At 69.4% G+C, this 21,707-nt stretch carries 15 protein-coding genes; 2 read left to right on the top strand and 13 right to left on the bottom strand.

What is annotated here, in order from left to right; translation table 11 throughout:
- Positions 1-56 precede the first annotated feature (56 nt).
- Positions 57-1,415, top strand: a complete 1,359-nt coding sequence (locus GBRO_RS11585) for an MFS transporter (RefSeq protein ID WP_012834129.1) — start codon at positions 57-59, stop codon at positions 1,413-1,415.
- 158 nt (positions 1,416-1,573) lie between these two features.
- Positions 1,574-2,083, top strand: coding sequence for a B-4DMT family transporter (locus tag GBRO_RS11580; protein ID WP_012834128.1), 510 nt, complete (start codon positions 1,574-1,576; stop codon positions 2,081-2,083).
- A 161-nt stretch (positions 2,084-2,244) separates the two neighbouring features.
- Here the strand turns inward: GBRO_RS11580 and aroB are convergent, their stop codons facing one another.
- The 13 genes from aroB to GBRO_RS11515 form a co-directional block, all read right to left on the bottom strand.
- Positions 2,245-3,351, bottom strand: coding sequence for a 3-dehydroquinate synthase (gene aroB, locus GBRO_RS11575; RefSeq protein ID WP_012834127.1), 1,107 nt, complete (start codon positions 3,349-3,351; stop codon positions 2,245-2,247).
- The gene (locus tag GBRO_RS11570) at positions 3,348-3,905 is read right to left on the bottom strand and encodes a shikimate kinase (RefSeq protein ID WP_012834126.1); all 558 of its coding nucleotides are present in this window, start codon (positions 3,903-3,905) and stop codon (positions 3,348-3,350) included. The genes aroB and GBRO_RS11570 overlap by 4 nt, the downstream gene beginning before the upstream one ends.
- A gap of 8 nt (positions 3,906-3,913) precedes the next feature.
- Positions 3,914-5,122 carry a chorismate synthase gene (aroC, locus tag GBRO_RS11565; RefSeq protein WP_012834125.1) on the bottom strand — a complete coding sequence of 403 codons (1,209 nt, stop codon included), beginning with the start codon at positions 5,120-5,122 and terminating at the stop codon, positions 3,914-3,916.
- A gap of 39 nt (positions 5,123-5,161) precedes the next feature.
- Positions 5,162-5,551 (bottom strand): A24 family peptidase, encoded by a 390-nt coding sequence (locus GBRO_RS11560; protein WP_012834124.1) that lies wholly within the window; start codon positions 5,549-5,551, stop codon positions 5,162-5,164.
- A 103-nt stretch (positions 5,552-5,654) separates the two neighbouring features.
- Complete coding sequence (locus GBRO_RS11555; protein ID WP_012834123.1) at positions 5,655-6,551, bottom strand: shikimate dehydrogenase; 897 nt, start codon at positions 6,549-6,551, stop codon at positions 5,655-5,657.
- A 16-nt stretch (positions 6,552-6,567) separates the two neighbouring features.
- The gene (gene mltG, locus GBRO_RS11550; protein WP_052298396.1) at positions 6,568-8,400 is read right to left on the bottom strand and encodes an endolytic transglycosylase MltG; all 1,833 of its coding nucleotides are present in this window, start codon (positions 8,398-8,400) and stop codon (positions 6,568-6,570) included.
- An 82-nt stretch (positions 8,401-8,482) separates the two neighbouring features.
- Positions 8,483-8,914 carry a Holliday junction resolvase RuvX gene (ruvX, locus tag GBRO_RS11545; protein WP_012834121.1) on the bottom strand — a complete coding sequence of 144 codons (432 nt, stop codon included), beginning with the start codon at positions 8,912-8,914 and terminating at the stop codon, positions 8,483-8,485.
- Entirely contained in the window at positions 8,911-11,613 is a 2,703-nt protein-coding gene (gene alaS / locus GBRO_RS11540; RefSeq protein ID WP_012834120.1) for an alanine--tRNA ligase, read from the bottom strand. The genes ruvX and alaS overlap by 4 nt, the downstream gene beginning before the upstream one ends.
- Positions 11,614-11,786: 173 nt before the next feature.
- On the bottom strand, positions 11,787-13,169 hold the full coding sequence (locus tag GBRO_RS11535; RefSeq protein WP_012834119.1) for a replication-associated recombination protein A: 1,383 nt from the start codon (positions 13,167-13,169) through the stop codon (positions 11,787-11,789).
- A gap of 7 nt (positions 13,170-13,176) precedes the next feature.
- Positions 13,177-14,334: a protein kinase family protein gene (locus tag GBRO_RS11530; RefSeq protein WP_012834118.1), complete on the bottom strand. Its 1,158-nt coding sequence runs from the start codon at positions 14,332-14,334 to the stop codon at positions 13,177-13,179.
- Positions 14,335-14,496: 162 nt separating this feature from the next.
- Complete coding sequence (locus GBRO_RS11525) at positions 14,497-15,447, bottom strand: transglutaminase family protein (RefSeq protein WP_012834117.1); 951 nt, start codon at positions 15,445-15,447, stop codon at positions 14,497-14,499.
- Positions 15,444-18,173, bottom strand: a complete 2,730-nt coding sequence (locus tag GBRO_RS11520) for a circularly permuted type 2 ATP-grasp protein (RefSeq protein ID WP_012834116.1) — start codon at positions 18,171-18,173, stop codon at positions 15,444-15,446. The genes GBRO_RS11525 and GBRO_RS11520 overlap by 4 nt, the downstream gene beginning before the upstream one ends.
- A gap of 26 nt (positions 18,174-18,199) precedes the next feature.
- Complete coding sequence (locus tag GBRO_RS11515) at positions 18,200-21,667, bottom strand: transglutaminase family protein (protein WP_012834115.1); 3,468 nt, start codon at positions 21,665-21,667, stop codon at positions 18,200-18,202.
- Positions 21,668-21,707: the final 40 nt, after the last annotated feature.

The following is a 21,707-nucleotide window of genomic DNA, read 5'->3' as shown; positions in this document are numbered from 1 at the left end:
GCAAACGCGTCCTGACGCCCACCGATCCCCGGCGCAATCACCACCAAGGAGTCCCGATGACCGCCACGACCAGCCACCCGGAGCATGCTTCGGGTCGAACACCACGACGGGCGGCGCTCGCCAGCTTCATGGGCAGCGCCGTCGAGTACTACGACTTCTTCCTCTTCGGCTCGGCCGCGGCGCTGATCCTCCCGCACGTGTTCTTCCCGTCGGACAACAAGGCCGCGCTGGTCATGTCGTTCGCGACCTTCGGCTTCGCCTACATCGCCCGACCCGTCGGTGCGGTGATCCTGGGACACTTCGGCGATCGGATCGGCCGGCAGCGGGTGCTGATGTTCACCCTGGTCCTGATGGGAATGTCGACCTTCATCATCGGGTGCTTGCCGACCTTCGAGACCATCGGCTGGGCGGCGCCCGCACTGCTCGTGGTGTGCCGACTCATGCAGGGATTCTCGGCGGCCGGCGAGCAGGCCGGAGCCAGCTCGCTGACCCTCGAACACTCCCCCGACAATCAGCGCGCCTTCTTCACCTCGTGGACACTGACCGGTACCCAGGGCGGATTGATCCTGGCCTCCCTGATCCTCATCCCGTTCATGGCGCTGCCCGACGAAGCCAAGTACAGCTGGGGCTGGCGCGTGCCGTTCTGGTTCTCCGCCGTGGTCGTGGTCGTCGCCTTCTTCATCCGCCGTCAATTGCACGAGACGCCGCAGTTCACCGAGGCCAAGGAAGCCGGCGAGATCGCCAAGATGCCGCTGGTCCCGCTGCTCCGCGATCACTGGCGTGACGTGGTGCGCGTCATCCTGTGCGCGTTCATCGCTGCTGTGTCAACGGTTTTCGCGAACCTTGCCCTCGCCTACGGCAAAGAGGTGGGACTCGACGCCGACCTCACCCTGTGGCTGGTGGTCGCGGCCAACGTCGGCGCGTTGTTCACCCAGCCCTTCTTCGGCAAGCTCGCTGACCGGATCGGCCGCAAGCCGGTGTTCATCTACGGCGCCGTGGCCTCGGCCGTGCTGATGCCCTTCTACATGCTCTCCATGAGCCAGGACAATCACCTGCTGACCTTCGCGCTGGCGATTGCCACCTTCTCCTTCGGGTACGCCGCCGCCAACGCCGTGTGGCCGTCGTTCTACGGCGAGATGTTCTCCACCCGGGTCCGGTTCTCCGGCATGGCGATCGGCACCCAGCTCGGCTTCCTGATGGCCGGCTTCGCGCCGTCGATCGTCACCGCACTCGGTGGGGTCAGCGAGGGCGGCTGGGTGGTCATCAGCCTGTTCACCGCGGTGGTCTGCCTCATCGCCGCGGGAGCCGCGCTGACGGCCCGCGAGACCAAGGACGTGCCCACCGTCGAACTCGGACTCCCCCGTTCGGAGCCGGCACCGAAGCTCGGTTACCCGACGGCCTCCGTGGCCGCCTGAACCGGCATCCGCGCCGGCGACATCGGCAGCAACCGACACCACCCACCGGTGATCCCGGGGGTGGTGTCGGTTCGTATCTGACGTCTTCGTCTCCCGTCATCCCACCGATCGGGTGGGTGCGGTACCGGAACACGTTCTCGCTCGGTACCCTGTCCGCTATGTCTTCGTGGTTGCCCCGTGGCCTGGTGATGGCCGCTGTACACATCATCGCGCGCATCCTGCTCGGTATCGCGGTGGTGCACGCACCGTTGCACTCCACCACGTGGAAGACGATCGCGGTGGCCGCGGTGGTGCTGATCGCGCTGATCTGGGGCGGTTTCGACGGCATCCGTGACGCCCGCGCCAATCCGGACCCCGACGATTACGAGGACCTCACCGTCCGCTGGCTGCAGGCCGGTCTCGTCGCCGGCGTCATCTCCGGCCCGGTCTGCTGGCTGATCGGCACGCTCTGGATGGCCGGGATCGGACAGTCCGGCTTCCTCATCGAACTCATCGCCGGCGGATCGTTCACCGCCCTGCTGGTCTTCGTCCCCGCCTTCGTCGGCGCTGCGGTCGGCCGTTTCCTGGTGCGGCGACAGAATCGCCGGTCCAACCACGATGACGACGACTGGTCGGTGCACCCCGACCGCGCCGAGGACGCCGACACCGTCGAGGTCTCGACGCGCTGAGATCGGCCTGCGGACTCGACGCTCCCTGAGCCCGAATCCATGGATGCGTGTCGGCAACGACGCCCCACCGAGCTCCCGGCGGTGCCCGCAGCGTTAGCGGAGGGCCTCGAAGGGCTCGCTGGCACAACACTTGTGGCGGCCGACGATTCGCGCGCCTCGGCTCAGAGCAGGGTCGCTCCGTTGGACACGCTCTCCCCCGCCACCGCCGAGTAGGCCGCGGCGATCAGAGCAGGGTCGGGACCTTCGAGGCGCCCCGGCTTGGCCAGGCCGTCGAGCACCACGAAGCGCAGGACGCCGGACCGATTCTTCTTGTCGCCGGCCATCCCCTCCAGGAGATCACCGAGGGCATCGGGATCGTAGGTGGTGGGCAGCCCGACGAGCTCGAGTACCGTGCGGTGCCGGTCGGCAGTGGCGTCGTCGAGGCGTCCGGCCAGACGGGCCAGTTCGGCGGCGAAGACGAGTCCCACCGACACGGCGGCGCCGTGCCGCCAGCGGTAGCGTTCGCGCCGCTCGATGGCGTGACCGAGAGTGTGGCCGTAGTTGAGGATCTCGCGCAGCGAGGATTCCTTCAGGTCGGCTGAGACCACGTCGGCCTTCACCTGCACCGACCGTCGGATCAGGTCCGGGAGCACCGTGCCGGCCGGGTCGAGCGCGGCCTGCGGGTCGGCCTCGATGATGTCGAGGATGCTCGGGTCGGCGATGAACCCCGTCTTGATGACCTCGGCCATCCCGGCGACGACCTCGTTGCGCGGCACCGTCTCCAGGGTTCCGGTGTCGATGAGCACGGCGTCGGGTTCGTGGAACGAGCCCACCAGGTTCTTGCCGGCGTCGGTGTTGATGCCGGTCTTGCCGCCGACCGCGGCGTCGACCATCGCCAGCAGGGTCGTCGGGACGTGGATCACGCCGATGCCGCGCATCCAGGTGGCCGCCACGAAGCCGGTGAGATCGGTGGCGGCGCCCCCGCCCAGGCTGACGACCTTGTCGTTGCGTTTGAGGCCGATCCGTCCGAAAACCTCCCAGCAGAAGGCGGCCACCGAGAGATCCTTGCCGGCCTCGGCGTCCGGGATCTCGACGCGGTGGGCGTCGAATCCCCTGTCCGCGAGGAACTCCCGGATCTGCTCGGCCGTCTTTGCCAGCGGCGGCTGATAGAGAATGGCCACCCGGTCGGCGCCGGCGGCCGCGTCGGCGAGTTCGCCGAGCAGGCCACGGCCGATGATGACGTCGTAGGGCGCCCCGGCGTTCACACGGATCGAGATCGGGTCGGTCATCGGGTCCTCTCCGGGATCAGTTCTTTCGCGAGTGCGTCGACGAGCGCGTCGGTCACCACTTCGGGGTCGCCGTGCGCATCGATCTCGATCGTCGCCACCGACCCGTAGACATCGGCTCGCTCCGCCAGCAACTCGCGGTAGCGTGCGGCGGGGTCCTCGGAGGCGAGCAACGGACGGTCGGTGCCCGACACCCGTGCGTAGCCGGCTTCGGGACCGATCCGCAGGTGCACCACGCGGTGGCCCGCGAGCGCCTCACGAACGGCCGGGGTGGTGACCGCACCACCGCCGAGAGCGACCACACCGGCGTGGGTGGCGAGAACGTCGGCGACGACGTTGCGCTCGATCAGCCGAAAGCGGTCGGGACCGTCCTCGGTGAAGATGTCCGGGATGCTACGGCCGGTCCGACGCACGATCTCCACGTCGGTGTCGATGAAGTCGACATCCAGACGATCCGCGAGAATCCTTCCGACCGTGGTCTTTCCGGCTCCCATGAAGCCGACCAGGATGGCCGCCGGACGCTTCCCGGCCGGTCGCGCGGGACTCGGTATGCTCATCGGAGGCCTCATGCCCGCGGTGGCCGGGAGTGGATGTGCTTGAGGTAGCCGGCCGCGTTCTCGGCGGTCTCGGTCGCCGAGTCGCCGCCGAACTTCTCCAGCGCGGCCTGTGCGATCACCAGCGCCACCATCGACTCGGCGACCACTCCGGCGGCCGGCACGGCGCACACATCCGACCGCTGGTGGATGGCGCTGGCCGTCTCGCCGGTGGACATGTCCACGGTGGACAGGGCGCGCGGCACCGTCGAGATGGGCTTCATCGCGATGCGGACCCGCACGTCCTCGCCGTTGGTCATCCCGCCTTCGAGGCCGCCGGCCCGGTTGGTGGAACGCAGCACGCCGTCGGGTCCGGGCACCATCTCGTCGTGCGCCTGGCTGCCCCGGCGGCGGGCGGTGGTGAAACCGTCACCGACCTCGACGCCCTTGATGGCCTGAATCCCCATCAGGGCCGCGGCCAGCCGCGCGTCGAGGCGGGTCTCGCCGCTCACATGCGACCCCAATCCCACCGGGACGCCGGTCGCGACGATCTCGACGACGCCGCCGAGGGTGTCACCGTCTTTCTTGGCGGCCTCGATCTCGTCGATCATCGCTCGCTCGGCGTCGGCGTCGAAGGCACGCACCGGGCTCGCGTCGATGGCGGTCAGGTCGGCATAGCGCGGTGGCGGTCCCACGTAGGGAGCGCTGTCGCCGATGGAGATCACATGCGAGAGGACCTCGATGCCGAGGACCTGCCGCAGGAAGTTGCGGGCCACGGTACCGGCGGCCACCCGGGCCGCGGTCTCGCGCGCACTGGCCCGTTCGAGGACGGGCCGGGCATCGTCGAAGCCATATTTGAGCATCCCCGAGTAGTCGGCGTGGCCGGGACGGGGACGGGTCAGCGGCGCGTTGCGGGCGCTGCCCTCGAGTTCACCGGGGTCCACCGGGTCGGGTGACATCACGGTCTCCCACTTGGGCCATTCGGTGTTGCCGATCTCGATGGCAACCGGCCCGCCCATCGTGCGGCCGTGCCGCAACCCGCCGATCAGGGTCACCTTGTCGGCCTCGAACTTCATCCGCGCACCACGGCCGTACCCCAGCCGACGGCGGGCGAGTTGTTCGGCGATCTCGGAGGAGGTGACCTCGACTCCGGCCACCATCCCCTCGACAAGGGCGACAAGGGCCGGTCCATGGGACTCTCCGGCGGTTATCCAGCGCAACACAGTCGTCAATTGTTCCATGGACACCCAAATCCGCCGTCATCGCTGTCGCGTCGGGTGTCACGCGTGCAGCAGACCACCGAGGACGACGGTCACCACGACGAGTACCGGCCCGTGCGGCAGGGCCGATCGGCCGCGCAGCAGCGCGAACAGCGCCGCGTTTCCCACCGCCGCACACAGCACCAGCATCAGCGCCGCATCCCAGCCTGCCAGCAGACCGCCGCACACCAGGGCGAGCTTGACGTCGCCACCACCGCACCATCGCGCCATCCGGCACAGTGCGTAGGGCACCGCGGCCACCAGCGCCGCGAGCAGAACCGGCGGATGCGCACCGCCGAGGACGACGACGGCGCAGACACCCGGCCAGACAAGGACATTCGGGATTCGCAGGCTGCGCAGGTCGGAGTGCGCGATAGCCGCCAGCCAGAGCAGGATCGCGAGGGTCGCCATCGGGTAACCGTGGACGACCCGACGTCGGCCGGCCGCTCACCGGCGGCAGTTGTCCACAGCCGCGGCCTTCCGGCGCGGATGATCCCCAGCCGGATGCGGCACTTCAGTGCTGGGCGGGGGCGGACAGCGCCGCCGCCATCGCCGCGCGGGGCGCGGGTAATCCGGTGAACTGCTCGACCTGTGAGAACGCCTGATTGAGCAGCATGACCAGGCCGCCGACGACGCTGCCACCGGCGGCGGTGACGGCGGCGGCCAGCGGCGTCGGCCACGGGTCGTAGATGACGTCGACGACGCGCGCAGCACCGGCCACCGACTCTGCCAGGGTGGCCGCGCCGGCGGCCGGCACGGTGGACACGACCACGTGCGCGTCCCGGCAGCGGTCGGCGAGGTCGGCGCCCGGTTCGAAGGCGACGATCGTGGTGTCGATCCCGAGCCGCTCACAGAGCGCGATGACCGAGCGCGCCCGCCCGGCATCGCGGGCGACCACCGCGACCTCCCGGAATCCCCGCTGCGCCAGCGCCGCGACGGTGGGCAGCGCAGTGCCACCGGCCCCGATCAGCACGGCGCGGCCGCCCGCGTCCGCCTGCGGTCGCACCCCGAGGTCGGCCAGTGCGCCGAGCATGCCGTCGATGTCGGTGCAGTCGGCGCGCCATCCGTCGGCGGTGCGCACCAGGGTGTTGGCCGACCCGACCAGGCGAGCCCGCTCGGTGCTCAGGTCGGCGTGGCCGAGTGCGGCGAGTTTGCCGGGCATCGTCACCGACAATCCGATGAACTCGGGGCCGAGTCCGTCGACGAGCGACGGCAGCTGATCGGCCGTGCACTCGATCCGCTCGTAGGTCCAGTCGTCGAGTCCGAGCGCGCGGTAGGCGGCCAGATGCAGGTCGGGTGAGCGCGAATGCGACACCGGCGACCCGAGGACCGCCGCCCTGCGCGCGGCGCGTCCGCCTATGGGCGCAACCACCTCGGGTGGCCCGAGCTCGAGCGCGTTCTCGCCACTCATCGGGGTGTTTCCGTGCTCAGTTGCACGTGATGAAACCGTTCGCGCAGGCACGTCCGATGTTGCGTCGGTGCTGGTTGAAATCGGCGGTGAACAGGGTCGTGCCGCTGGAATCGATGGTGACGAAGTAGAGCCAGTCACCGGCGGCGGGACTCTCCATCGCCTCGAGCGCCTGCTCGTCGACGGCGCCGATCGGTGTCGGCGGAAGACCCTTGTGCACGTAGGTGTTCCACGGGGTGTCACCGCGCAGCACATCGCTGTGCACGTTGAGGTCGGTGACGTCGGCGGCGTAGTTGGCGGTGGAGTCGAACTGCAGACGCTGCCCCTTGTCGAGCCGGTTGAGGATGACCCGGGCGACCTTGGGGTAGTCGTCGGCCAGATTGACCTCACCCTGCACCAGCGACGCGGCCACCAGCGTCTGGTACGGCTCGAGTCCAGACCGGTTGTTCGACGGCAGGCCCCATTGGGCGAGTTGCCGGGTGCTCTGGGTGATCAAGTCGTGCAGGATCTGCAGCGCCGAATGCGACGGGTCGATGCGCTCCCAGGTGATCGGGACGATGAGCCCCTCGATCCGTCGGTGGTCGCCGGTGAGGGCGTTGACCTCGGTGCGGGCCCAGTCCGGCACTCCGAGTTGTTCGGGGGTGGCGGTGGCGGCCGTCTGCTCGAGTTGCTCGACGGTCACTCCCTTGCGCTGCCCGTTGATGGTCACACCCGTTGCGGTCGCGATCATCTGGAAGATGCCGGGGGTGACGACACCGTCGGCGCGTTTCTTGGTGTCGAGCTGACGTCCGGCCGGCACCACGACCCGTCCGACCCGGTGGCTTGTGCCATCGGTCAGCATCGCCACCGCCGTCGACGCCGGGATCTCGGTGCGCATCTGGTAGATACCACCCGAGATGGCTTGTCCGTCAGCAGCATTCGTGAACGCCTTGACGCTGCCCACGACGTCGGCGTCCACCAGGATGCGACCGAAGTCCTGCAGGGTCGAATTGTCCGGGATGTCCACCAGCACGTCGCCGGTGCCGGCCGCGTTGGTGTAGTCCTTGCGCGAGTCGAGCACGCCGAACGCGCGCAGACCGACGTATCCGACGCCACCGATCAGGGCGAGCAGACACACCAGCACGAGTGCCAGGACCAGCCGCCGCCGTTTGCGCGTTCCCCGTCGGCGACGTGGGGGTGCGGCCGCCACGGTGTCGGCATGGTCTAGGTCGGGATGGTCTAGGTCGGGATGGTCGAGGTCGGGATGGTCTAGGTCGGGATGGTCGAGGTCGGGATGGTCGAAGTCGCCGTGGTCGAGGTCGCGGTACTCGTCGTCGGCGCGGTGGTCGGCGGGACGGTGGCGGGACAGATCGTGATCGACCGGAGCGGTCTCATGGTCGAGGATGTCGGCGAAACCACCTGCCGGGGCGGGCGCGGTGACCGGTGCCGAGCCTGTCGCGTCGTCGTACTGTGCGTCGTCCCAGTGCGTTTCGGTCCGATGGTGTCCGGACCACTGATCGTCATCCCAGGCGTGGTCGTCGGTCACCCACCTGTCGTCGCGGGCGGGCGCCGGCGCGGAGACGGGGGGCTCGGCGGGCGCCTGCGGTACGCGCGCGGTGACGTCAGCGGCGGCGGGCTCCGGTTCGGGCGGGCGGGGTGCCGACGGCGCCGGGCGGGGCGGGATCCGCTGCGGCATCGCGCGTTCGGCGGACCGCTGCGCAGGGATGGGACCGGTCGCCGGGTTTCGGCGCCGACGGTGACGGGTGTGCGATGCGCCGTCGGCGGGTTGGGTGAAGTAGCGCAACCGTTCGAGGTCGACGCCCTCGTGGTCGGCATGCTCGCGGTGCCGGCTCCGACGCCGCTCCTCAGTCACCGATCGGTCCCTCCCCTGATTGCTGTCGTCGCGATAATTGCCACCGCGATTCTCCCCGTCGCGATTTTCCCCGTCGCGATTTTCACCGTCGCGCATCCAACCACCCCTGCAGAATAGCGACCGCCGCCGCCTGATCAATGACCGCGCGAGAGGACTTCGCGTTGCGTCCGCTCGCGCGCATCGCCTGGTGCGCGGTCACCGTGGTGAGCCGCTCGTCGTGATAGCTCACCCCGACGGGCGCGATACGCGCCGCCAGTCGGTCGCCGAAGTCGCGTGCCGCCTCGGCGGCCGCACCGGCCTCGTTGCGGAGCGTCTTCGGCAGCCCGACGATGACCTCGGCGGCGTCGTACTCGTCGACGAGCGTCGCGATCCGCTCGATGTCGTCGTCGTTGTGTGGGGTACGGGCCACCGTCTCCACCGGGGTCGCCAGGATGCCGTCGGGATCACAGACCGCGACGCCGATGCGGACGCTGCCCACATCGACGCCCAGCCGGCGTCCCCGGGTGAGGCTCATCGGGCGATGAGCTCCCGCACGCGGGCGATCGCGGTCTCGATACCGGTCGCGTCGGTGCCCGAACCCTGCGCCAGATCGGGTTTTCCGCCGCCGCGCCCGCCGAGGAGCGGGGCGGTTTCCCGGACCAGATCGCCGGCCTTGATTCCCGCATCGCGGGCGGCCGCGGTGGTGGCGACGGCGAAGGGCACCTTGGTGGTGCCGTCCCCCGCATCGGTCACCGAGAAGAGCACGATGACCGCGGCGCGGTCGGCGACCCGCCCGCGCAGATCGGTGGCGATCGTCCGTAAACCGTTGGCGTCGAGGCCATCCGGCAGCCGACCGCCCACCAGGAGGGTCGAGCCGACGGGTTCGGCGGTCTCCACCAGACCGGCGGCCGCCGAGCGTGCCGCGTCGGCGCGTACCTTCTCGAGTTGCTTCTCCGCATCCCGCAGCCGGGTGACGAGTTGCTCGACGCGGCCGGGGACTTCTTCGGAGGGAACCTTGAGTGACGACGCGAGACCGGCGAGCAGTGCGCGTTCCTTGGACAGGAACCGGAAGGAGTCCATGCCGACGTAGGCCTCGACGCGCCGGACGCCCGATCCGACCGATGATTCGCCGATCAGGGTCACCGGGCCGATCTGGGAGGAGGCGGCCACATGCGTGCCGCCGCACAGCTCCATCGAGAACGGTCCGCCGATCTCGACGACCCGCACCACGTCACCGTAGTTCTCCCCGAAGAGGGCCAGCGCACCCATCGACTTCGCCTCGGCGAGACCCGTTTCGAACGTGTGCACGGGATAGTTGGCCTCGACGGCGGAGTTGGAGATCTCCTCGATCTGCCGCTTCTGGCTGTCGGTGAGCGGTGAGCCCTGATGGAAATCGAAGCGCAGGTAACCGGGCCGGTTGAGCGAACCCGCCTGTGTGGCACCGGGCCCGAGCACCTCGCGCAGTGCCGCGTGCACCATGTGCGTACCCGAATGTCCCTGGGTGGCACCGTGACGCCATCCGGCGTCGACGGCGGCGAGCACCTCGTCGCCCTCGGCGATCTCCCCCTCGTCGACGACGACCTTGTGCAGCCACACCGACTTGCCGAGCTTCTGGACGTCGGTGACACGCAGCCGAACCCCGGAGCCGGTGGTGATGGTCCCGACGTCGGCGATCTGTCCACCGGACTCGGCGTAGAGCGGGGTGCGGTCGAGGATGACGGTCAGTTCGGTACCCGGGGTCGCGGCCGGCACCCGTGCGCCGTCGGCGACGAGCCCGAGAACCTTTGCCTCCGAGACGAGTTCGTCGAAGCCGGTGAACTCGGTGGGCCCTCGGTCGAGGAACTCGCGGTACACGGCGACGTCGGCATGACCGGTCTTGCGGGCGGTGGCGTCGGCTTTCGCGCGCTGCTTCTGCTCGGCCATCAGCCCGGTGAAACCGGCCTGATCCACCTCGAGTCCGGCCTCGGCGGCCATCTCGAGGGTCAGGTCGATCGGGAATCCGTAGGTGTCGTGCAGGGTGAAGGCGTCGCTGCCGCTGATCGTCGACCGGTGGGCGGCCTTGGTGGCCGCAGCGGCGTCGGCGAACAGTTTGGAACCGGCGGCGAGCGTCTTGCTGAAGGAGGTCTCCTCCCCCACCGCGACCGACACGATGTGGTCGCGCTGCTCGGCGAGTTCTGGATAGGACGGCGACATCAGGTCGATGGCCCTGCCGATGAACGCCCCCATCGTGGGTTCCTCGGCGCCGAGCAGCCGGGCCGAGCGCACGACGCGCCGCAGCAGCCGCCGCAGGACGTAACCGCGCCCGTCGTTGCCGGGCAGCACACCGTCGCCGATGAGCATTGCCGAGGTGCGGGTGTGATCGGCGATCACCCGGAACTTCACGTCGTCCTCGTGGGCGGCAGAGCCGCGATCATCGTGGTTTCCGGCGCCGTAGGCACGACCGGTCACCTCGGCGGCGAGGTCGATGATCGGTTTGAGCAGATCGGTCTCGTAGACGTTGTCGACGCCCTGCAGCAGGCAGGCGACACGCTCGATCCCCATCCCGGTGTCGATGTTCTTTTTCGGCAGCGGGCCGAGGATCTCGTAATCGTCCTTGGCACCACCGGCCCCGCGTTCGTTCTGCATGAACACGAGGTTCCAGATCTCGATGTAGCGGTCCTCGTCGGCTTCGGGGCCACCTTCGACGCCGTACTCGGGTCCGCGATCGTAGAAGATCTCCGAACACGGGCCGCACGGTCCGGGCACGCCCATCGACCAGTAGTTGTCCTTCATCCCGCGACGCTGGATGCGCTGCGCGGGGACACCGATCTCGTCACGCCAGATCGCCTCGGCCTCGTCGTCGTCGAGGTAGACCGTCGGCCACAGCTTGTCCGGGCTGATCCCGTACCCACCGTTCTCGACGCTCCCGGTCAGCAGGGTCCAGGCGAAGGTGATGGCCTCACGCTTGAAGTAGTCGCCGAAGGAGAAGTTCCCGGCCATCTGGAAGAACGTGTTGTGCCGGGTGGTGATGCCGACCTCGTCGATGTCGAGGGTGCGGACACATTTCTGCACACTCGTCGCGCGATCGAACGGCGGGGTCTGCTCGCCGAGGAAGTACGGCTTGAACGGCACCATGCCCGCGTTGACGAACAGCAGGTTCGGATCGTCGAGGAGCAGCGATGCGCTGGGCACCTCGGTGTGCCCGGCCTTGATGAAGTGATCCAGGAATCGCTTCCGGATGTCATGCGTCTGCACTGGGGTGTCATCCTCGATCGGTCTGGTGCGTGTGGTCTCGTGTCGCGGCCGGTTCACCAGCTTGAATTCCTGATGTGGAACATCCAGGTGGCCGGGAACCGCGACTCACCAGCCTACCGTCATCGCCACATCCGACCCACGACACGCCCGTCGCGTCGGGCTCAACGGCATCCTCAGCGTCGCGACACGCGGCGCACGATCGAGCGCAACTTCGCCAGCCTGGGACCGAGTTCGCGCTCGAAACCGTGGTCGGTGGGCGTGTAGTAGTCGACGCCGACGAGATCGTCGGGCGGGTACTGCTGGGCCAGCACACCGTCGGGGTCGTCGTGCGGGTACCGGTACCCCTTGCCGCTACCCATCTTCTTGGCACCCGCGTAATGGGCGTCCCGCAGGTGCGCGGGCACCGCGCCCGCCTTACCCGCCTCCACATCGGCGATCGCCGCCCCGATCGCGGCGACGACACCACCGGATTTCGGTGCGGTCGCCAGGTGGATCGTGGCCTGCGCGAGGGCGAGCTTCGCCTCCGGCATGCCGACGAGCGCCACCACCTGCGCGGCTGCCACGGCGGTCTGCAGCGCGGTGGGATCGGCCATCCCGATGTCCTCGCTGGCGTGGATCATCAGTCGGCGCGAGATGAACCGCGGGTCCTCACCCGCGGCGATCATCCGCGCCAGGTAGTGCAGTGCGGCGTCGACGTCGGAACCGCGGATGGATTTGATGAAGGCGCTCGTCACGTCGTAGTGCTGGTCACCGTCGCGGTCATAGCGCACGGCCGCCCGGTCGATCGCCGCCTCCACGTCGGGCAGGTCGATGACCGACCCCCCCGGTTCGCCGGCGTCGTCGGCCGACTCGCGCAGCGCGGCGTCGGCACTCGCCTCCAGCGCGGTCAGCGCCCGGCGGGCATCACCCCCGGACACCGCGACGAGGTGATCGAGGGCGGCGTCGGTGATCTCGACGCGGCCGTCGAGCCCGCGCGGGTCGGCGACCGCACGCCCGAGCACCTCGAGGATGTCGTCATCAGACAGGGACCGCAGCTGTAACACCAGCGACCGGGACAGCAGCGGTGCCACCACCGAGAACGACGGATTCTCCGTGGTCGCCGCCACCAGCAGCACGATCCGGTTCTCCACCGCGTCGAGCAGGGCGTCCTGCTGCGTCTTGGAGAACCGGTGGACCTCGTCGATGAACAACACCGTCTGCTGACCCTCGACGAGTCGTCGCCGGGCGATGTCGATGACGGCGCGGACCTCTTTGACCCCCGCCGACAACGCCGACAGCGCCTCGAAACGCCCACCGGTGGCCCGCGAGATGAGCGAGGCCATCGTCGTCTTGCCCGTCCCGGGCGGACCGTAGAGCAGCACCGACGCCGCACCGGAACCGCTGATCAGGCGGCGCAGTGGCGACCCGGCGCCGAGCAGATGCTGCTGGCCGACGATCTCGTCCAACGACTGCGGCCGCATCCGGACCGCCAGCGGGGCATCCGGTCGCGTGCCATGTGGACCCGCGCCGAGGCCACTCACCGCCGGCGTACCGGGCGGGTCGAACAATCCATCCATGCTCGGATCAGGCCAGCCACGCCCGCTGCAGGGCCAGCCCGACAGCGGCCGAGAACGTCTCGATGTCGCGGTGCCCGCCCCGGCCGGCGGCCGCGGCGAGATCGGTCCATCGCGCCACGATCACTCGCGGGTCGTTGGTGTGCAACGCCCAGTCGTGGGCGTATCCGTCACCGTCGGACACGTCATCGGGGCTCACCGGCACCTCGCCGGGCAGCATCCACACCGTCGACAGCCAGACCCAGAGCAGCCGCGCGATGAGCACCTTGTGCTGCATCTCGCGCTCGTGGCCCAGCGCGGGCCAGATGCCCATGACCTCCGAACGCCAGGCATCTACCATCGAGACCTCGAGGTCGGTCGCCCGGGCGACGCCGCTCGGGGCGAGCTGGCTGGTGAAGGTGACCAGCGCATACGCGATGTCGAGCGTGGCGTCGCGGAAACCGCCCCACTCGTAGTCCATGAACTGGACGCCGTCCTCGTTGAGGAGGATGTTCTCCGGGCCGACGTCAGACGGACTGAACGCGCGGTGATCGCCGTCGTCGAACAGGGTCGACGCCGTCTCCAGGGCGTCGGCCACCGACTCCGGCACCGTCACCTCGAGCAACTCGGCGTCGCGGGCCAGGGAGTCCACGGCACGGCGGGCCGCGTCGCGCATGCTGTCGCCACCCTCGGTGCCCGACGGTCCGCGCCGCACCAGAGCCAGGAAGTCGCCCTCGCCTCCGACGGTCGCCGCATGCATCCGGCCCAGTGCCTGACCCCACGCACTCACCGCCCGCGACGTCTCGACCGGATCCACCCCGGACAGCAGATCGGTCATCGATCGGCCGTGCCCGAGGTCGGAGAGCACCATGAGCCGGATGTCGGGGTCCGACGCAATCAGCTGTGGGCCCGGCCGTGATTCGCTCGGCAGCGCGGTCGCGTACTTGTACGACGCGATCTCGCGGTGGAAGGCGTGCGGATCCTCGTGTTCGGGGAGTGCCTTGATCACCAGCGACCGGTCGAGGGAGAGCGGGTTCGCGGCGACACGGACCCGCACCACCGTGGTACGTCCGCTCCCGCCGAGATCCTCGGGATCATCGAGCACGACCGCAGATCCGGCGCGATGTGACAGCAGGGCCTCTGCCGCCCGCACCACGCTCATGATGCGGCTTTCTGTTAGTACCGTCATGTTGTCAACCAACCTACCCAATCGCTCTGACGAACGTCACCGCTCTTGTCCCAACTGCAGTATGGTTTTCGGTGGCAAAGACCCGTTCCTGCGGAAACCCGTAGGCGCACAAGGACGATCGCGTCCGTCAAACAGACGACCCGCGCAGTTGCGCGACGACGCTCAAGAACGCGCGGCCACCTCGCCGCCCGCGTCGGGACCGTCTGGTCCGAGGGGGCTGACATCCACCGACACGTCGATGCGGCTCTTCTTGGACTCGGTGTAGATGACCCCGCGCAGGGGCGGCACGTCGTCGTAGTCCCGGCCCCACGCCACGGTGACGTGACGCTCGTCGACCAGCTTGTCGTTGGTCGGGTCGAAGGCCAGCCAGCGGTCCCCCGGCATCCACACCGCCGCCCACGCGTGACTGGCATCGGCGCCGAAGATCCGTTCCCGGCCGGGCGGCGGGTCGGTGGCGAGGTACCCCGATTCGTAGCGGGCGGCCAGGCCGACCGAACGCAGACAGGCGATCGCGACCCGCGCGAAATCCTGACACACACCCACCCGGCGCTCCATCACGGTGTCCACCCGGGTGCTGATCGCGGTGGACCCGGAGCGGTAGGTGAAGTCGTGGTGGATTCGCGTCGTCAGGTCGGTCACCGCCTCGATCAGCGGCCGGCCCGGCGTGAACACGGTCGCGGCGTAGTCGACGACCGCGTCGGTGATCTCCGGCGGGTCGAGGTCGAGGACGAACTCGGCCGCCAGCGCACCCGACTCCGCGGGGCGGGCCCGTTCCCACGGCGCCCGCGCCTCCGGACTCAACAGCAGCTGCGTATCGACGGGATCCACCTCTACCACCGACACGGCGGTCACCTCGAGCGCCCGATGCGGGGTCCGGACGTGGAAGTACGTGTCGTTGTTGCCGTACACGTCGACCCCGGTGGAACGGTCATCGGGTTCCGGGTCGATCCTCACCTCCGAGCTGTGCACCCGCTGCTGCGGCAGGTCGCGAGGAGTCAAATAGCAGCGGCCATAGGACGACGACACCTCGTCGTCGTAGATGTAACAGGTGCGGTGCACCACCCGGTAGCGGCGCACGGACCCACCGGCCGGTACGTCGGCGACTGCGGTCATGACTCCCCTCCACCCCAGATCGGCTGGGCCTGATGCGGCGGCGCGAACCGGGTGCGGGTCAACAGGTCGGACAGGTCACGCGCGGCGTCGCGCAGCGTGGTCATCAGCTCGCGCAGATCGGAGCGGTTGTGCTGGGCGTCGACGTGCACCAGATCGGCGGGATCACTGCGCCGCAACTCGGCGATCATCTCCTCCACGGCCCGTTCGCATCCCGCCGACCGCAGGGTCTCCGGCACGGACTGCAGGTCGTACCTGATCCGGTCGAGCTGGAAGATCATCGACCGGGGATTGGTCTCGTCGAACAGCAGTAGTTCGGCAACCGAGGCCAGCTGATACAGACCGCGGTTGCGGCGCCGATAGATGACCGACGACTCGTTGGCCGTCAGATACGACTCCAGCAGGGACTGCTCGACGTCGATGTCGCGCGACTGCCCGAACATCGCGACGGTCAGGTCGGCCAGCGTGATCACCCGCTCGATGCGCCGGCCCACGTCCATGAACATCCAGCCCGCATCGTGCACCATCGATTCCGATTGCAGACCGGACAGGGCCAGCACACCGTGCAGGATCTCCTCGTGGGTGCGCCCGAGATCGGGTCCGAGGTCCAGGGCGGGGTCGCCCAGGATGTCCCCGGACCCCGGCTGCGCGGATCCGGCTCGCGCCCGGCTCACCTGGCGCGTCAACGACTCCACCGCGCGCTCCACCGGGGTCAGCACCATCCAGGTGCTCGTCGACATCTGGTCACGCACCGCGCGCACCGTGGTGACCAGCCGGTCCACCGAATGCGCCACGGTGCCGGGCACGGTTCGGGCGACGGTGAGGTCGGTGATCTTCACGATGCCCTCGTCGACCTGGCCGGCGGACTGCAGACCGTCGAGCAGATCGGCCGTCGCCAGATAGCGTGCGGTCCCGGTGACGGTGGCCACGGCGTGCAGCAGCAACGGCACCGCCGCCGTCCCGCTCATCCACGGGCGGTACTGGAAATCCTGGTAGCGCTCCCGGGCCACCTTGGCCATCCGGGTCACCAACTCGGTGCGCTCGCCGTACCGGCCGAACCAGAACAGGTCGGCGAGTACGCGCGGACTCGCTGCGGCCGCCACATCGGAGTAGCCGCGACCCGCCGGCCGTCCGGTCCGGATGACGGCGACCTCCTGCGCCGGCTCGGTCCTGGTCTCCGACCGACGCGAGACGTGGCCGCCCTCGGCGCTGGTCACCCACACGTCCTTGGCGGCGACGGCGTGCAGCGCCGCGCCTTCGAGTCCGTCGGCCAGCACCGATCCGAGTCCGCCGGGCATCACCGCGTAGGTCGGCCCCTGCGCGACGCTGAACGCACGCAACGAGACCGGCGCCGCGCGGACCGCCGACCCCGGCCGCGCGGGCAGCACGCCGGGGGTCATCGTCGGCGCCACCGAGAACTTCTCCAGCGAGCGGCCCACCCACTGCCACGTCTCGGCGTGCAGGCGACGCACCAGCGTGTCGCGGGTGGCGGCGTCGGCGAGACCGCCGATGTGTTCCTCACCGGTGCGTATGTTGGTGAGCACCAGGCCGGTCAGATCCGCGACCATGTGCGAGCGCTGCAGATCGTCACCGGCCCAGTAGGTGGCGACCGAACCGAGTGCGAGTTCCTCGTCGAGCAGGGCGGGGGCCACCCGCTCGAGCACCGTGTGCAGCGCCGGGTTCTCCAGCACGCCGCTGCCCAGGGTGTTGACCACGGTGACATTGCCGCGCGAGATGGCCTCCACGAGGCCCGCCACGCCCAGCCGGGAGTCGGTGCGCAGGTCCAGCGGGTCCGCGTAGGCGGCGTCGACCCGGCGCAGCAGCACGTCCACACGCTTGAACCGGCCCAGCGACCGCATGTAGACCGCACCGTCGCGGACCGTCAGGTCGGCGCCCTCCACCAGCGGAAAGCCGAGGACCGATGCGAGGTAGGCCTGGTCGAACGCGGTCTCCGACATGCTGCCGGGACTCAGCACGGCGACCGTCGGATCGTCGACGCCGGCCGGCGCGTAGTCGAACAGCGCCAGGCGCAGTGTCTGGGCGAAGGTGGCCATCGGACGCGGCGCACATGACCGGAGCAACTGCGGATAGGTACGTGACAGAAGACGGCGATCCGCGATGGCGAAACCGATGCCCGAGGGAGCCTGGGTGCGGTCGGCGTAGACGACGAAGCGTCCGTCCGGGGTCCGGGCGATGTCGGCGGCGTGCAGGAACAGGGCGTGCGGGCCGGACACCTCGAGGCGCGCGGCCTTACGGATGTATCCGGGATGGCCGAACACCATCTCCGGCGCGATCAGCCCGGCACTGATGGTGCGCTGATCACGGTAGAGATCGCGCAGCAGCAGGTCGAGGAGCATCGACCGCTGGGCCAGCGCCTTCTCCAGGGCCGCCCACTGCACCCCGTCGACGATCAGCGGGACGGCGTCGATCTGCCAGTCGCGGGCCACCGTCCGGGTGCCGTCGAAGTGGTTGTAGATGACCCCGTCGTCGCTGACGGCGGTCGCGAGACGGTCGGCGGCCACCCGCAGCCGGGCGTCACCACGCAGCCGGTATCCGGCGGCCAGTTCCTCCCAGGCGGGTCGTACCGAACCGTGCGCGTCGAGCATCTCGTCGTAGTGCCCACCGGGATTGAGCGCTGTAACACCGGGATTCGTACGCGCCGCGCCGCCACCGGCGAACTGTTCGACGTCGAAGAGGGTGTAGCCGTCGGCGCGGTACCGATCGAACACCCCGGGAGTCTCACCCGACGAAACAGTCACCGGAGAACTGTACGTGCCCGTCGCAGATCCAGGATGCCGGGGACCCCGTAGTCGGTGGCCAGCCGCGCCTGCCGTTCGCGGAGCAGGCCGACGTCGACGAAGCCCGACGTGTGACCGGTCGACTCGAACCGTCCGTTGCGGCGGGACTCGGCCTCCACGGCGTTCACCGGCGGCCGGTCATAGGCGCGGCCACCCGGGTGCACCACGTGATAGGTGGCGCCGCCCACGGACCGGCTGTTGACGGTGTCCACCAGGTCGAAGGTGAGTGGGGTGTCGATGGAGATCGTCGGATGCAGCGCACTCGGCGGCTGCCACGCGCGGAACCGGATTCCGGCGACCCGCTCCCCGGTCCGCCCGGTGGCGCGCAACGGGATGGGGTGCCCGTTGCAGGTGAGCAGGTACCGGTCGTCCTCACCACCGAGCACCCGCACCTGCACACGTTCGATCGACGAGTCGACGTAGCGCGCTGTGCCGGTGCCGGTGGACTCCTCACCGAGGGTGTTCCACGGCTCGATGGCGCCGCGCAGTTCCACCTCCTGGTCGCGGATCTGCACCGTGCCCAGTCGCGGGAACCGGAACTCGGTGAACGGATCGAGCCAAGCGGTGTCGAAGGGATACCCCGCCTCACGCAGTTCCTCGGCGACGGCGGCGATGTCGGCGATCACGTAGTGCGGCAACAGATGCTTGCCGTGCAGGTCGGCACCGTGGCGGATCAGCCTGGCCCGGTACGGGTTCTCCCAGAACCACGACACCAGGCAACGCACCAGCAGCGACTGCACCATGGCCATCCGGTGGTGCGGCGGCATCTCGAAGGCGCGCAGTTCCAGCAGACCGAGCCGGCCGCGCGCGGATTCCGGGCTGTAGAGCTTGTCGATGCAGAATTCGGCGCGGTGGGTGTTGCCGGTGATGTCGGTCAGCAGATGACGCAGTGCGCGGTCGGTGACCCACGGGTTCGGGGGTGCCTCCGCCGTCCCGCCGAACTCGCCCTTCGCCGAGAGCCGGTCGATCTCGGCGAAGGCGATCTCCATCTCGTAGAGGGCCGACTCGCGACCCTCGTCGGCCCGCGGCGCCTGTGAGGTGGTGCCGACGAACTTCCCGGAGAACAGGTACGACAGCGACGGATGCCGCTGCCAGTAGGTGAGCATCGACACCAGCAGGTCCGGACGGCGCAGCATCGGCGAGTCGGCGGGTGTGGTCCCGCCCAGCGTGATGTGGTTGCCGCCGCCGGTTCCGCCATGACTGCCGTCGAGGTCGAAGCTCTCGGTCCCCAACCGGACGTGCCGGGCGTGGTCGTAGAGGGATTCGAGGAGTTCCGACTGCTCGGCGAAGCTGCTCGTCGGCTGGATGTTCACCTCGATGACGCCCGGGTCCGGGGTCACCGTGAGGCTGGTGATGCGACCATCGGCGGGTGGTCCGTAGCCCTCCACGACGACCGGCGTGTCGATGGCAGCCGCGGCGTCCTCCACGAGACCGACCATCGCCAGGAACTCCTCGAGTTCGGAGGTGGGCGGCATGAACACGTGCAACCGGCCGCCACGCACCTCGGCGACCAGCGCCGTGCGCGGCAGGAACTCCTCCGCGTCGGCCGGCACCACGCGATGCCCGAGGGCAAGCGCCGGGTCGGCCGGCAGGTCGTCCGGGCGGGCCGAGGGATCCGCCTCGAAGAACGTCGGCGCCGGCCCCCACGACAGCGAGTTCAGCGGCAGCCGCAGACCGGCCGGCGAAGTCCCCGGCGTCAGCACCAGCCGTCCGCGCCGCATCGTCCATCGGGCGCTCTGCCAGGCGGTGCCGTCTTCGGAGCGGCTCAGGGGCAGAACGTAGGCGGTGGGTTCGGTGACCGCTGCGTCCAGTCGGGCCAGCAATGCCTCACGTGCCGCGCTCGAATCGGCGGGCAGGTCGAGATCCTCGTCGTCACCGGCCTCGGCGGCCACGGCCGCCAGCGCCGCGGCGCGGGCGGTCTGCACCGTCGGGTCCGCCGACGGCCCGCCCGGCGGCAATGCGGCCAGCTCCCCCATCCGCACCAGCGGATCCTCATAGGCCGCCATCACCTGGCCGACGGGCAACCCGAGGGATTCGGCGAAGGACGTGAGCAGTTTCTGCGCGGGCGCGGGGTCACCGGTCTCGGCGGGGTCCGGGCCCGAGGTCTCAAGCTCGATACCTGCTTCGCAGTCCTCGGCACTCTCCCACGGATCGGCCAGCAACTCGGGCCGACGCCAGATCGGCTCCCCGTCGGCACGCCAGAACAGCGCAATCTGCCAGCGCGGCAATGGTTCCCCCGGATACCACTTGCCCTGGCTGCGCTGCACCAGACCGGTGGGCGCATATGACCGGCGCAGGCGTTCGGCGAGCCGCGAGGCGAGCAGACGTTTGTGCGGGCCGTCGGCGGCGGTGGTCCATTCGGCGTCGGTCTGGTTGTCGATGGACACGAAAGTGGGTTCGCCACCCATGGTCAGACGCACGTCCCGGCGTTCCATCAGCCCGTCCACCTTGGCGCCGAGCGCGACCACGCGATCCCATTGATCCGGCGTGTACGGCAGTGTGACGCGGGGGTCCTCGTGGAACCGGGTGACCGTGTTGGCGAAGTCCAGGGTGGCGTGGCACGGTCCGGTCGAACCGGTGATCGGTGCTGCGCCAACGGGATTCGGGGTGGCGGCGAGCGGGATGTGCCCCTCGCCGGCGAACAGCCCGGAGGTGGGATCCATGCCGACCCAGCCGGCGCCGGGCAGGTACACCTCGGTCCAGGCGTGCAGATCGGTGAAGTCGGCGTCCGGCCCGGACGGGCCGTCGAGCGATTTCACGTCCGAGGCCAGCTGCACCAGGTAGCCGGAGACGAATCTCGCGGCCAGGCCGAGTTCGCGCAGCAGCGCCACCAGCAGCCACGCCGAGTCCCGGCAGGACCCGATCGCACTCGACAACGTGAATTCCGGTGTCTGGACCCCGGATTCGAGGCGCACGGTGTATCCGACGGCATCACGGACCGCCTGGTTGAGCGCGACCAGGAAGTCGATGATGCGCACCTTGCCGACCGGGCGGTGCTCGGCCGCGAACGCCGCGATCGACGGATGCACCGGCGCCCCGGCGAACTCGCCCTCGGCCACGCCCACCGGCCGGAGGAAGATCTCGAGATCCCCGCGCAATTCGTCGGGGTAGGTGAAGCCGTAGTGTTCGGCCCACTCCTCGATGAAGAAGTCGAACGGGTTGATCGAGGTGAGATCGGCCACCAGGCTCACCGTGATCGACAACGACGTCGAGGGCTCCGGGAACACCAGTCGCGCAAGATAGTTGCTGAAGGCGTCCTGCTGCCAGTTCAGGAAGTGTTCGCCCGGCTCCACGCGCAGCGAGTACGCCTCGATGGGCGTCCGCGAGTGCGGCGCCGGACGCAGCCGGACGACGTGCGGATAGATCTTCGTCGGGCGGTCGAAGGCGTAGCTCGTGCGGTGTTCCAGTGCAACCTTGATCGTCACGAGACGTCCTCCCGAAGTCCGGCACGCAACCGTGCACCCA

It is taken from the genome of Gordonia bronchialis DSM 43247 (genome assembly GCF_000024785.1).
GTDB lineage: Bacteria > Actinomycetota > Actinomycetes > Mycobacteriales > Mycobacteriaceae > Gordonia > Gordonia bronchialis.
This window is presented reverse-complemented; position numbering and strand designations above follow the sequence as displayed.

Coding starts and splice junctions, on each gene's coding strand:
- GBRO_RS11585 (WP_012834129.1), top strand. CDS start 57: ATGACCGCCACGACCAGCCACCCGGAGCATGCTTCGGGTCGAACACCA.
- GBRO_RS11580 (WP_012834128.1), top strand. CDS start 1,574: ATGTCTTCGTGGTTGCCCCGTGGCCTGGTGATGGCCGCTGTACACATC.
- aroB (WP_012834127.1), bottom strand. CDS start 3,351: ATGACCGACCCGATCTCGATCCGTGTGAACGCCGGGGCGCCCTACGAC.
- GBRO_RS11570 (WP_012834126.1), bottom strand. CDS start 3,905: ATGAGCATACCGAGTCCCGCGCGACCGGCCGGGAAGCGTCCGGCGGCC.
- aroC (WP_012834125.1), bottom strand. CDS start 5,122: ATGGAACAATTGACGACTGTGTTGCGCTGGATAACCGCCGGAGAGTCC.
- GBRO_RS11560 (WP_012834124.1), bottom strand. CDS start 5,551: ATGGCGACCCTCGCGATCCTGCTCTGGCTGGCGGCTATCGCGCACTCC.
- GBRO_RS11555 (WP_012834123.1), bottom strand. CDS start 6,551: ATGAGTGGCGAGAACGCGCTCGAGCTCGGGCCACCCGAGGTGGTTGCG.
- ruvX (WP_012834121.1), bottom strand. CDS start 8,914: ATGAGCCTCACCCGGGGACGCCGGCTGGGCGTCGATGTGGGCAGCGTC.
- GBRO_RS11535 (WP_012834119.1), bottom strand. CDS start 13,169: ATGGATGGATTGTTCGACCCGCCCGGTACGCCGGCGGTGAGTGGCCTC.
- GBRO_RS11530 (WP_012834118.1), bottom strand. CDS start 14,334: ATGACGGTACTAACAGAAAGCCGCATCATGAGCGTGGTGCGGGCGGCA.
- GBRO_RS11525 (WP_012834117.1), bottom strand. CDS start 15,447: ATGACCGCAGTCGCCGACGTACCGGCCGGTGGGTCCGTGCGCCGCTAC.